The sequence below is a fragment of the Pseudomonas sp. GGS8 genome (assembly GCF_024168645.1).
Taxonomy (GTDB): domain Bacteria; phylum Pseudomonadota; class Gammaproteobacteria; order Pseudomonadales; family Pseudomonadaceae; genus Aquipseudomonas.
In genome coordinates this window covers 2,242,375-2,254,595 of record NZ_JALJWF010000001.1, presented here as the reverse complement: position 1 = coordinate 2,254,595, position 12,221 = coordinate 2,242,375, and the positions used below count along the sequence as shown (strand labels likewise).

Here is a 12,221-nt window from a genome sequence, read left to right as displayed (position 1 = left end):
CGTCAGCGCCCATCCAGTTTCAGAAACGCTTTGGCCAACGCCTTCACGCGGCTACGATCGGTCCTGTTCGCTCGCCCGTCATTGTCTACATCCGAGCTCAATATCAACTCGAAAACCCCATCGTTATCCAGATCGCGGGCCGCTGCCTTGTAGGCAATTGTCGGTCCTTCATGAAAATGCAGCCGTACCGTTTCTGGCGAGCCGTCTGCGCTGGGATTTTCCGAGAAGATCCGCAAGTGCCGCTCCTCGCCTTCACCCGCGTTGTACCAGGCGCATTTCAAGTACGTTTTGCCGAAAGACTTGAGCCGTTGACGATCCGTATCCGTCGCCTCGCGCTGCAACTGTTCATCTTCAAAGAACTGGAAACCGACGGTATCTGCCGAGCCCTTCCCGCTCCGGTCCTGAGCGATCACTTTCAAAAAATGCATCCGTGCACTCCTTTGCGAAAAGGCCAGAGTGATGCTTTGACGCGCGTTGATCCATAAACCGTTTCCCTATCGTGTGTCAGACAACTCAGCGCAGACCACGGGACAACAGGCCCGCAGCCTTGCCCTTCAAAACGTCGAGGTCCATCACCTGTCTCCCAATAAAGTCGCCACGTTACGTTCAGCCAGTGCCGGCCCGACACTCATGCCCACACCCGTGTGCATCAGCGCCACGCTCACACCCGGCATCGGCCGCAGAAAGGAGAATGGGCCGGGGCCGCGTGAACCGTAAACACCCTGCCAGCGCTCGACCACCTGCACTTTGCAGCCCAACGTCTGCTCGGCCAGTTCGAGCATGGGTCCCGGTGGTTGGCCGGTGACCAATGCCTGGCCGAAGTTGCGCACCGAAGCGCCCAATGGTGTGGCGCTGCGTTCGAAGACGTTGACCTTGAGGCCGCGTCTGGCGGCGGCATAGGCGAGGGACAGGCCGAGAATGCCGGCGCCGACGATCAGCATGTCGCTGTGGTGTGTCAGGGGGATTTTTCCCTGGGTTCGAGACCGCTGTCGCGGGCAAGCCCGCTCCCACAGGACTGCATAAATCCTGTGGGAGCGTGGCTTGCCCGCGATGAGGCCAGTACGGGCAATGGAGATTTCAGGCCGGAGCCATTTCCTGCGCCAACCCCAGAAACGCCGCCGGCAGCCGTGCGCCTTTTCGCTCCTTGAGGCAGTACAGGTACTCGGGAATCTGCGGCGCATTCTCGAGGGTCAGCACCCGCAATTGCGGATCATGCGGCACTTCCTGCCGGGCAATGATGCTGATGCCGATGTTGCGCAACACCGCTTCACGAATCGACTCTCGACTACCAATCTCCAGCAGTGGCCCGAAACTCATTTTCGCCGCCAGGGTAATGCTGCCCAGCCGGGCCCACCATGTAAAACGCCTTCAGCTCGGCACTCAGCGCACCCGCCCCACATCGTCTATTTGCGCAACAGGCGCAAACCGTTGAACACCACCAACAGGCTCACGCCCATGTCGGCGAACACCGCCATCCACATGGTGGCGATCCCGGCGAAGGTTACCCCAAGAAAGATCGCTTTGATGACCAATGCCAGAGCAATGTTCTGTTTGAGGATATTCGAGGTCTGTCGCGACAGGCGGATGAAGGCCGGGATCTTGCGAAGATCGTCGTCCATCAGGGCGACATCGGCGGTTTCGATGGCCGTGTCGGTACCGGCCGCCGCCATGGCGAAACCGATTTCGGCCCGCGCCAGTGCCGGAGCATCGTTGATGCCGTCGCCGACCATCCCCACCCGATGGCCCTGGGCATACAGCGTTTCGATGGCTTGCAGCTTCTCGGTCGGCAACAGGTCGCCCTGTGCCTGATCGATGCCCACATGGGCGGCGATGACCTCAGCGGTGTGAACGTTGTCGCCGGTCAGCATCAGGGTTTTGATGCCCAGTTCATGCAATTGCTGGATCGCTTCGCGACTGGACGCTTTCACGGTGTCTGCCACGGCGAACAACGCCAAGGGACCCGACTTGTTGAGCAACAGCACCACCGATTTGCCTTGTTTCTCCAGCGCAAACAGCTTTTCTTCCAGCGCTGGAGAACACAGACCCAAGTCTTCCACCAGACGGTGGTTGCCCAAATGGTAGAGCTCACCGTTGATCTCGCCGCGTACCCCACGCCCCGCCAGGGCTTCGAAGTTATCCACAGTCAGCGGTGCAAATTGTTTATCCACAGCCGTATTGGCGATGGCCAGCGACACCGGGTGATCCGAACGACCGGCCAGTGCCGCCGCAATGGCCGGGGCGGTTTTATCGGCGGTCGGGTCGAGGGACAAATAGTCGGTCTGCACCGGTTTGCCATGCGTGAGGGTGCCGGTCTTGTCGAGAGCCAGGTAATCGAGTTTGTAGCCGTGCTCCAGGTAGACGCCGCCCTTGACCAGAATCCCTTTGCGCGCCGCTGCCGCGAGGCCGCTGACGATAGTCACTGGAGTGGAAATCACCAACGCGCACGGGCAGGCGACTACCAGCAGCACCAGCGCCCGGTAGATCCAGTCGAACCACAGCGCATCCATAAACAGCGGAGGGATCACCGCCACTGCAAGGGCCAGGATAAACACCGCCGGGGTGTAGATTTTCGAGAAGGCGTCGACGAAACGCTGGGTCGGCGCCCGCGCCCCTTGGGCCTGTTCGACGGCGTGGATGATCCGCGCCAGGGTCGAGTGGTCGGCCGCTGCGGTCACGGTGTATTCCAGCGAACCGGACTGGTTGATGGTGCCGGCGAATACCTTGTCACCGACGGTTTTCTCGACCGGCAGGCTTTCACCGGTAATCGGCGCCTGATTGATGGTCGAGCTGCCGGACACCACTTCGCCGTCCAGACCGATCCGCTCGCCGGGACGCACTCGCACCCGTGCGCCCAGTTCGATGTTTTTCACCGGTTGTGCGACCCAACGGCCGTCGGCCTGCAGCACCGTGGCTTGTTCCGGAGTCATCTGCATCAGCCCGCCGATGGCATTGCGCGCCCGGTCCAGGGACCGGGCTTCGATCAGCTCGGCCACAGTGAACAGGAACATCACCATCGCCGCTTCCGGCCACTGGCCGATCAGGACCGCACCAGTCACCGCGATGCTCATCAGCGCGTTAATGTTCAGGTTGAGGTTTTTCAGGGCGATCCAGCCCTTTTTGTAAGTGCCTAGGCCACCGCTGAGGATCGAGACCAGCGCAATCACCGCCACCACCCAGTTCGGCGCCGCGCTGGTGAAGTGGATAACCTCGGCAGCCAACGCACCGACACCGGACAGTGCCAGCGGCCACCAGGGCTTTTTCACCGGTGCCGGGCTCGACGCGGGCGTTTCAGCGCCCTGCTCTATCGGCTCGGCGTGCATGCCGAGCGACTTGATCGCATCGATGATCGGCGAGTTGGTTGGCAGGTCATGGGTCACGCCCAACACCCGGTTGATCAGGTTGAACTCCAGTTGCTGCACGCCCGCAAGTTTGCCGAGTTTGTTCTGGATCAGCGTCTGCTCGGTCGGGCAGTCCATGGCCTCGATGCGGAAGCTGCTCAGCCGTGCACCGACGGTCGGCGTCTCGCTCAACTTGATCAGCGATGGCGCCGCGGCTTTGGAGGAACAGCAGGAATCGCCGTGGCCGCCATGATCATGGCTACCATGGACATGCTGGCGCACAGGCTGCAGCTTGTGGCTGTGATCGTGATCGTGATCGTGATCAGCCTCGGGTTTGTGGGGGTGAAGAGAATCGCTCATTGGTCGCGTCCATGAAGGTGCCTGTTGCCAAGTAAAGACCCTGTAGCCACTATAGGGTCAAGCACCCTTTTGGAGATTGACGCGATGAAAATAGGAGAACTGGCGAAACTCACCGACTGCGCCGTGGAAACCATCCGCTACTACGAGCGCGAAAACCTGCTGCCGGAGCCGGCCCGTAGCGACGGTAATTACCGCGTCTACACCCAGGCCCACGCCGAGCGCCTGACCTTCATCCGCAACTGCCGCACCCTCGACATGACCCTGGAGGAAATCCGCAGCCTGCTGGCGCTGCGCGACAGCCCGCAGGATCAATGCGAAAACGTCAACGCCCTGATCGACGAACACATTCACCATGTAAAGGCACGTATTGACGGCTTGCTGGCGTTGCAGACACAACTGCTCGACCTGCGCCAACGCTGCAGCGAAGGGCCGGATATCGATCAGTGCGGAATTTTGCAGCGGTTGGAAGTGAGTGGCGGGGTGGTGGCGACGGAGGTTGAGCATTCCCATGTCGGCCGAAGCCACGGGCATTAGCAACACCAAAAAACCTTGTGGGAGCGGGCTTGCCCGCGATTGCGGCAGCACATTCAATAATGATGTGGCTGACAAACCGCTATCGCGGGCAAGCCCGCTCCCACAGGTATGACAGCGACCTTCAGACCGCCATCGGCGCGGTCATCGGCGCGTGGTGCTCATAGCCTTCCAGCGAGAAGTCACTCGGCTCGATCTGCTCCAGCCACTCAGGCTGATAAACACCGGTCTTGGCAAACTCTGGCACGCGGTCGGAAATCACCAGTTTGGGCATCGGGAACGGCTCGCGCTTGAGCTGTTCATTGAGCATGTCCAAGTGGTTTTCGTAGACGTGGGCATCACCGATGAAATAGGTGAACCAGCGTGGCGTGTAACCGGTCAGGCGACCGATCAGGCTCAGCAGCGCCGCGCCCTCGGTCAGGTTGAACGGCGTGCCCAGGCCCAGATCGTTGGAGCGGATGTAGAGGGTCAGGGAGATTTCCCTGGTCTCGACATTCGGGTGGAACTGGTACAGCAAGTGGCACGGCGGCAGAGCCATCTCATCGAGCTGCGCAACGTTCCAACCATGGAACAGGATGCGACGGCTGCCCGGGTCCTTGATGATGGTGTCGACACACTGGCGGATCTGGTCAATCGCCTTGTACAGCACCACATAAGCCTGGCCGTCTTCCTCGCCTTCGGCGATCTGCCGATAACCCTGGCTCAGGGTCTGCTCGATGGCTGCCTGGTTGCTGACCGGGATCTGCTTGTACGCCGGCCATTTGCGCCATTGCACGCCATAGATCTCGCCGAGGTCATCTTCGCCCTGACGGAACGGGTTGGCCAGCCACTGGGCGTTTTCGTTGGCGTTCTGGTCCCAAACCTTACAACCCAGCGCACGGAATTCGGCGGCGTTGTTCACCCCGCGCAGAAAACCGCACATCTCGCCGATGGCCGACTTGAAGGCCATCTTGCGGGTGGTGATCGCCGGGAAACCTTCCTGCAAATCGAAGCGCAGCATCGCGCCAGGAAAGCTGATGGTGTTCACGCCAGTGCGGTTGGCCTGCTTGGTGCCGTTCTTGATGACGTGGGCGACCAGTTCGAGATATTGCTTCATGAATTACCTGTTTCCTTGAACCCGGAGCTGTCGCCCCGGGGTTCGAATTTTTAGCGCCTGCTTCTTATACAGCCGCTGCGGGGGCCGCCGGGGCACGTCGATAAGCCAGCCAGATCAGGAACAGACCGCCGACGATCATCGGTACGCACAGCACCTGGCCCATGGTCAGCCAGTTCCACGCCAGATAGCCCAGTTGCGCATCCGGTACGCGAACGAATTCGACGATGAAACGGAAGATGCCGTAGAACAGCGCGAACATCCCGGACACCGCCATGGTCGGCCGTGGCTTGCGCGAGAACAGCCAGAGGATCGCGAACAGGGCCACGCCTTCCAGCGCGAACTGGTACAGCTGCGACGGATGACGCGGCAACTGCGACGGGTCGCTGAACGGTGGGAAGATCATCGCCCATGGCACGTCGGTCGGCTTGCCCCACAACTCGGCATTGATGAAGTTACCGATGCGCCCGGCACCCAGGCCGATCGGCACCATCGGCGCGACGAAGTCCATCAGCTGGAAGAACGACTTGTTGTTCTTTTTACCAAACCACAACGCCGCCAGCATCACACCGATAAACCCGCCGTGGAACGACATCCCGCCCTTCCACACTTCGAAAATCAGCATCGGGTTGGCCAGGTAAGCGCTCAGATCATAAAACAGCACATAACCCAGGCGGCCGCCGACGATGACGCCCATCGACATCCAGAACACCATGTCGGAGAGTTTCTCCTTGGTCCAGGTCGGGTCGAAGCGGTTCAGCCGACGGGACGCCAGCAGCCACGCGCCGCCAATGCCGACCAGGTACATCAGGCCGTACCAGTGGATTTTCAGCGGACCGATGGCCAGGGCCACCGGGTCGATCTGCGGGTAAGGCAGCATTGCGACTCCTCGTTAGAGTTGAAATCTTTAAAATTCCCGGGCAACGCTGTCACTCCAGGATTAAGCCAGGATTGCGTTACACGTCAGAGCAAGAAGCTCAAGCCGACGAAAAACAGCAAAGCGGCAAACAGTCTTTTCAGCAAGCGCGCCGACAGTTTGTGGGCCAATCGCGCACCGAGGCGGGCGAAGACCATGCTGGTCAGCGCGATCCCCAACAGCGCCGGCAAATACACAAAACCGAGACTATGGGCCGGCAGCAGTGGATCGTGCCAGCCCAGAATCATGAAACTTAATGCACTTGCCAAAGCGATGGGCAGGCCACAGGCCGACGACGTGGCCACCGCTTGCTGCATCGGCACACTGCGCCAGGTGAGGAATGGCACGGTCAACGAGCCGCCGCCAATCCCGAAAATCGCCGAAGCCCAGCCAATCACACTGCCGGCCACGGTCAGACCGACTTTACCAGGCACCGTTCGGCTGGCCTTGGGCTTGAAGTCCAAAGCGAGTTGAACCGCGATGATCAACGCGAATACGCCAATGATCTTCTGCAAATGCGGCCCGGAGATCGCTTCGGCGGTCAGCGCGCCGAAACCGGCACCGATCAGAATGCCAAGGGTCATCCAGGCAAAAATCGGCCAACGCACAGCGCCACGGCGATGATGCTCGCGAACCGCATTGACCGACGTGAAAATGATCGTCGCCAGGGAGGTGCCGACGGCAAGATGCGTCAGGATCGAGGCATCAAATCCCTGCAAGGTGAAACTGAATACCAGCACCGGGACGATGATAATCCCGCCGCCTACCCCAAACAGCCCGGCCAGCACGCCCGCACAGGCGCCCAGCGCCAGATAGAGCAGAAATTCCATGGCCACATCCCCAAGCATCCCAAAACAGGAGCGGCATGGTAACGGATGCATGGCCTCGGGCTCCACTGCGGATGGCGATGGATCGATGAGCGATGTCTGCGTAAAGTGAGCAAAAAACACACAAGGACCGCCTTATGTGCCTGATTGTTTTTGCCTGGCGACCGGGTCATGCCCTGCCGCTGATCGTGGCGGCCAACCGCGACGAATTCTATGCCCGGCCCAGCCTGCCTTTGGCGCAATGGCCGCAAGCTGCGCACGTGTACGCCGGTCGTGACCTTGAGGCTGGCGGCACGTGGCTCGGTGTCGGCACCCATGGGCGTTTCGCTGCACTGACCAACATCCGCGATCCTCTTCAGCCACCGGCCGCCAGGTCGCGAGGTGAACTGGTGGCGCAATTTCTCATCGGCGACATGCCGATTGAAGACTATTTAAACGACGTTGTCCGACGTTCGCCTGAATATGCCGGGTTTAACCTGCTGATCGGCAATACCAACCAGTTGTGGCACTTCAATGCCCGTGAGACCGAGGCGGTCAGGCTCAAGCCCGGGGTTTATGGGTTATCGAACGCGGGGCTGGATACACCGTGGCCAAAGGTGCTCAAGGCTAAGGCAGCGCTGAGCGAAGTGCTGGACGATCCACAGCCGCAGGCGCTATTGGCCTTGCTCAGTGATGGGCAGACGGCGCCGCTTGCCGAGCTGCCGGACACTGGCGTCGGGCAAGCCACCGAGACGTTGTTGTCGAGCGTGTTTATCAAGAGCCAGGCTTATGGGACGCGGGCGAGCACGGCGTTGATTGTTCAGGCGGATGGGATGCGGCATATGGTCGAACGGAGTTTCGGGCCGTATGGGGGGCATTTGGGGGAAGTTGAGATGTTGGTTTAGGCGGCGCCTGGACTGACGTCATCGCGGGCAAGCCCGCTCCCACAGAAATCTCCGGTGAGCACACGATTTGTGAACACCAGAGTCTCCTGTGGGAGCGGGCTTGCCCGCGATTGAGGCCGCCGCTGACCTAGAGGGTCTTGACCGAAGCCGGATTGATCATCCGCGCCAACCCAAGGTTCTTCAGCGCCAGTTGCAGCGAGCTGTGGATAACTTGCGGGTTGTCGATGGTCATCAGCTCCGCGAGCAATTCCTTGGCCTTGCTCAGGTTGATCTGACGCAGCATCCACTTCACTTTCGGCAAGTTGGTGGCGTTCATCGACAGGCTGTCGAAGCCCATTGCCATCAACAGCACCGCCGCCGCCGGATCACCGGCCATTTCGCCGCAGATACTCACCGGCTTGCCTTCGGCATGGGCATCGCGCACCACGCTCTGCAAGGCTTGCAGCACCGCCGGGTGCAGGTAGTCGTAGAGGTCGGCCACCCGAGGGTTGTTTCGGTCCACGGCCAGCAGGTACTGGGTCAGGTCGTTGGAGCCGACCGACAGGAAGTCCACTTGCCGCGCCAGTTCCTTGGTCTGATACACCGCCGCCGGAATCTCGATCATCACGCCAACCGGCGGCATCGGCACATCGGTGCCTTCGTCACGGACTTCGCCCCAGGCCCGGTGAATCAGGTGCAAGGCTTCTTCCAGTTCATGGGTGCCCGAAATCATCGGCAACAGAATGCGCAGGTTGTTCAGGCCTTCGCTGGCCTTGAGCATCGCACGGGTCTGCACCAGGAAGATTTCCGGGTGGTCGAGGGTCACGCGAATGCCGCGCCAGCCGAGGAACGGGTTGTCTTCCTTGATCGGGAAGTACGACAGCGCCTTGTCACCGCCAATGTCCAGACTACGCATGGTCACTGGTTGCGGATGGAACGCGGCAAGTTGCTCGCGATAGATCGCCAGCTGTTCCTTTTCGCTAGGGAAACGCTGGTTGATCATGAACGGCACTTCGGTGCGATACAGACCCACACCCTCGGCACCGCGCTTCTGCGCCCGTGCCACGTCCGCCAACAGGCCGGTGTTGACCCACAGCGGCATGCGGTGACCGTCCACCGTTACACACGGCAAGTCGCGCAATGCATCCAGCCCGAGGGCCAGTTGTTTCTCTTCCTCGACCACGTCGGCGAACTGCTTGCGCAGCACGTCACTGGGGTTGGTGTAGACCTCGCCGTGGTAGCCATCGACGATCATCTGGATGCCGTCGACCTTGGAATACGGCAGGTCGACCAGGCCCATCACCGTCGGAATACCCATGGCGCGCGCCAGGATCGCCACGTGGGAGTTGCCGGAACCGAGTACCGACACCAGACCGACCAGTTTGCCTTCCGGCACCTCGCCGAGCATCGCCGGCGTCAGTTCTTCACTGACCAGAATGGTGTTGTCGGGGTAGACCAGCGTCTGCTGCCGCTCTTCCTGCAAGTAGGCGAGCAAGCGGCGACCGAGGTCTTTGACGTCCGAGGCGCGCTCGCGCAGGTAGGCGTCGTCCATCAGTTCGAAACGGTTGACGTGATCGGTAACCACCTGACGCAACGCGCCCTGAGCCCACTGACCGGTCTTGATCACGGTGGTGACTTCGCTGCCGAGCGAGGCATCGTCGAGCATCATCAAGTAGACGTCGAACAGCGCCCGCTCTTCAGGCCGCAGCTGGGTCGCCAGCTTGGCGGACAAGGCACGCATGTCGGCGCGCACGCCTTCGATGGCCGTCTTGAACAGCCCAAGTTCTGCATCGATGTCGGTGATGGTCTTGTCCGGCACCACGTCCAGATCAGCGGGTGGCAGCATGACGACTGCGGTGCCGACCGCCGCGCCCGGCGAACCCGGTACGCCGACGAACTTTGCTTCCTGAATGCCTTTGCCCTGACGACCCAGGCCACGGATCGAACCGGTGGCCTCGGCGTGGGCGATAACGCCGGCGAGCTGCGCGCTCATGGTCACGAGGAAGGCTTCTTCACCCTCATCGAACTGCCGGCGTTCCTTTTGCTGAATGACCAACACGCCGACGACGCGGCGGTGGTGAATGATCGGCGCCCCGAGGAACGACGCGTAGCGTTCTTCACCGGTCTCGGCGAAGTAACGGTAGCGCGGGTGATCCGCGGCGTTTTCAAGGTTCAGGGGTTCTTCACGCGTGCCGACCAGGCCGACCAGACCTTCGTTGGGTGCCATGCTGACTTTGCCGATCGAGCGCTTGTTCAAGCCCTCGGTGGCCATCAGCACGAAGCGGTTGGTCTCTGGATCAAGCAGGTAGACCGAGCAGACCTGGCTGCCCATGGCCTCTTTGACGCGCAACACAATAATCCCCAACGCCGCCTTGAGATCCTTGGCGGAGTTAACTTCCTGGACGATCTTGCGCAGCGTATTGAGCATGGCTCGGGGTCGAACTCCGTCGTCAGTCGCGCGCTAAAAGGCGCGGGGCAAGCTCTTTGAGAGCGCGTCGATACACCTCGCGCTTGAATGTCACCACCTGGCCCAACGGATACCAATAGCTGACCCAGCGCCAGCCATCGAATTCCGGTTTACCGGTCAAATCCATCCGCACCCGCTGCTCGTTGGAGATCAGGCGCAGGAGAAACCATTTCTGTTTCTGGCCGATGCACAGCGGTTGGCTGTGCGTCCTGACCAGACGTTGCGGCAAACGATAACGCAACCAGCCCCGGGTGCAGGCGAGAATTTCAACATCTTCGCGCTCCAGCCCCACTTCTTCGTTCAACTCGCGGTACAAGGCGTCTTCCGGCGTCTCCTGGGGGTTGATCCCACCCTGTGGAAATTGCCAGGCATCTTGATTGATACGGCGAGCCCATAGCACCTGGCCAGCATCATTCGTCAGAATGATCCCGACATTGGGGCGGAAACCATCGGGGTCGATCACGGCAACAACCTCGCAAACGCATGTCGCCGCATTGTTCCACAAAGGTTGTGAAAGCAGCAACGAGCCGACCTACCTTATGTGCACTCTTGTGAAAAGTCCGTATTCTGGAGACCTTTCTACAGACTTTTCAGCGAGTAACTGCAATGCGGCTGGCTTTATTCGACTTGGACAACACGCTTCTGGGCGGTGACAGTGACCACGCCTGGGGCGATTATCTGTGCGAACGCGGTTTCCTCGATGCCGTCGCCTACAAGGCACGCAACGACGAGTTCTATCAGGACTACCTGGCCGGCAAGCTGGATCAGGCTGCCTACCTGAACTTCTGCCTGGAAGTCCTCGGTCGCACCGAAATGGCGACGCTGGATCAATGGCACCTGGATTACATGCGCGACTGTATCGAACCGATCGTGCTGCCCAAGGGCCTCGAATTGTTGGCCCAACACCGTGAAGCCGGCGACAAGCTGGTCATCATCACGGCCACCAACCGCTTTGTGACCGGACCGATTGCCACGCGTTTAGGCGTTGAAACCCTGATCGCCACCGAATGCGAAATAATCGACGGTCGGTACAGCGGGCGTAGCACCGATATCCCGTGCTTCCGTGAAGGCAAGGTGACCCGGTTGAATCGTTGGCTGGAAGAAACTGGCCACAGCCTGGAAGACAGTTATTTCTACAGCGATTCGATGAACGACTTGGCGTTGCTGGAGCAAGTGACGAATCCGATCGCGGTCGATCCGGATCCGAATCTGCGAGCCGAGGCCGAGAAGCGGGGTTGGCCGGTAATTTCGTTGCGCGATTGAGATCGCCATCGCGGGCAAGCCCGCTCCCACAGGATCTCTGCTGTGAATGCTATCTATGTCACACAGCAGAACCTTGTGGGAGCGAGCTTGCCCGCGATGCAGGCGACGCGGTGACAAGCCTTAAACCGGCTTGGCGCCCATCAACCCCGCAATGGCGATAAAGCAGACAAAACTGAACAACGCCAAAGCAAACGTAAACTTCCCGTTACCCCCCGTCGGCGCCTTGCGCAGCCGATTGAGCCGCACCAGCAGCCAGAACCAGCCCAGCAACGCCACGGTGTAGAGCACACTGGACGCCAGCAGCCAGGTCTGCCCCAACGGCCAGCCCACCAGATGCACCATCCACCAACCGGTGAATGGCATGCTCACCAGCGCCAGGCCCATCAATAGCCAGATGAACACCCGCGGTCGTTGCAAGGTGCGCGCATGAGCTGTTGCATCACCGTTACGGCGAGTACGCCAGACCCAGATTGCCAGCCCCAGCGCACTGATCAACAGCAGCACCGTCGCCACGCTATGGGCGATTTTGAGGGCGGTTAACGTTTCCATTGTTCGATTTCCTT

At 60.4% G+C, this 12,221-nt stretch carries 12 protein-coding genes and 1 pseudogene; 3 read left to right on the top strand and 10 right to left on the bottom strand.

The genetic code is table 11. The features are described from left to right. Positions 1-2: 2 nt before the first annotated feature. The 4 genes and pseudogenes from J3D54_RS10010 to J3D54_RS09995 form a co-directional block, all read right to left on the bottom strand. Entirely contained in the window at positions 3-428 is a 426-nt protein-coding gene (locus J3D54_RS10010; protein ID WP_253417760.1) for a hypothetical protein, read from the bottom strand. A gap of 144 nt (positions 429-572) precedes the next feature. Beyond that, entirely contained in the window at positions 573-959 is a 387-nt protein-coding gene (locus J3D54_RS10005; RefSeq protein ID WP_253426568.1) for an FAD-dependent oxidoreductase, read from the bottom strand. A gap of 118 nt (positions 960-1,077) precedes the next feature. Beyond that, positions 1,078-1,326, bottom strand: a pseudogene (locus tag J3D54_RS10000) (LysR substrate-binding domain-containing protein); the annotation flags it as partial. Between the two features lie 77 nt (positions 1,327-1,403). Then, positions 1,404-3,698 (bottom strand): heavy metal translocating P-type ATPase, encoded by a 2,295-nt coding sequence (locus J3D54_RS09995; protein WP_253417759.1) that lies wholly within the window; start codon positions 3,696-3,698, stop codon positions 1,404-1,406. 84 nt (positions 3,699-3,782) lie between these two features. Here J3D54_RS09995 and cadR point away from each other — a divergent pair, with 84 nt between their 5' ends. Beyond that, positions 3,783-4,232 carry a Cd(II)/Pb(II)-responsive transcriptional regulator gene (cadR, locus tag J3D54_RS09990; RefSeq protein WP_007897786.1) on the top strand — a complete coding sequence of 150 codons (450 nt, stop codon included), beginning with the start codon at positions 3,783-3,785 and terminating at the stop codon, positions 4,230-4,232. 121 nt (positions 4,233-4,353) lie between these two features. Here the strand turns inward: cadR and J3D54_RS09985 are convergent, their stop codons facing one another. From J3D54_RS09985 to J3D54_RS09975, 3 genes are all read right to left on the bottom strand, one after another. Beyond that, a complete protein-coding gene (locus J3D54_RS09985; protein WP_218395333.1) occupies positions 4,354-5,325 on the bottom strand; it encodes a thymidylate synthase in 972 nt (323 codons plus the stop codon). 64 nt (positions 5,326-5,389) lie between these two features. After that, positions 5,390-6,202, bottom strand: coding sequence for a prolipoprotein diacylglyceryl transferase (lgt, locus tag J3D54_RS09980; RefSeq protein ID WP_223488226.1), 813 nt, complete (start codon positions 6,200-6,202; stop codon positions 5,390-5,392). Between the two features lie 83 nt (positions 6,203-6,285). After that, complete coding sequence (locus J3D54_RS09975) at positions 6,286-7,068, bottom strand: sulfite exporter TauE/SafE family protein (protein WP_253417757.1); 783 nt, start codon at positions 7,066-7,068, stop codon at positions 6,286-6,288. Between the two features lie 134 nt (positions 7,069-7,202). Between J3D54_RS09975 and J3D54_RS09970 the strand changes: the two genes are divergently transcribed. Beyond that, positions 7,203-7,949, top strand: coding sequence for an NRDE family protein (locus tag J3D54_RS09970; protein ID WP_253417755.1), 747 nt, complete (start codon positions 7,203-7,205; stop codon positions 7,947-7,949). A 127-nt stretch (positions 7,950-8,076) separates the two neighbouring features. On the opposite strand, the gene ptsP is transcribed toward J3D54_RS09970, so the two are convergent. Together ptsP and J3D54_RS09960 are read right to left on the bottom strand one after the other, a co-directional pair. Beyond that, on the bottom strand, positions 8,077-10,356 hold the full coding sequence (gene ptsP, locus J3D54_RS09965) for a phosphoenolpyruvate--protein phosphotransferase (RefSeq protein WP_018928656.1): 2,280 nt from the start codon (positions 10,354-10,356) through the stop codon (positions 8,077-8,079). A 22-nt stretch (positions 10,357-10,378) separates the two neighbouring features. Further along, entirely contained in the window at positions 10,379-10,858 is a 480-nt protein-coding gene (locus tag J3D54_RS09960; protein ID WP_007897732.1) for an RNA pyrophosphohydrolase, read from the bottom strand. 143 nt (positions 10,859-11,001) lie between these two features. Here J3D54_RS09960 and J3D54_RS09955 point away from each other — a divergent pair, with 143 nt between their 5' ends. After that, positions 11,002-11,658 carry an HAD family phosphatase gene (locus J3D54_RS09955; protein ID WP_253417753.1) on the top strand — a complete coding sequence of 219 codons (657 nt, stop codon included), beginning with the start codon at positions 11,002-11,004 and terminating at the stop codon, positions 11,656-11,658. Between the two features lie 120 nt (positions 11,659-11,778). Here the strand turns inward: J3D54_RS09955 and J3D54_RS09950 are convergent, their stop codons facing one another. Then, entirely contained in the window at positions 11,779-12,207 is a 429-nt protein-coding gene (locus tag J3D54_RS09950; protein ID WP_253417751.1) for a DUF2269 domain-containing protein, read from the bottom strand. Positions 12,208-12,221: the final 14 nt, after the last annotated feature.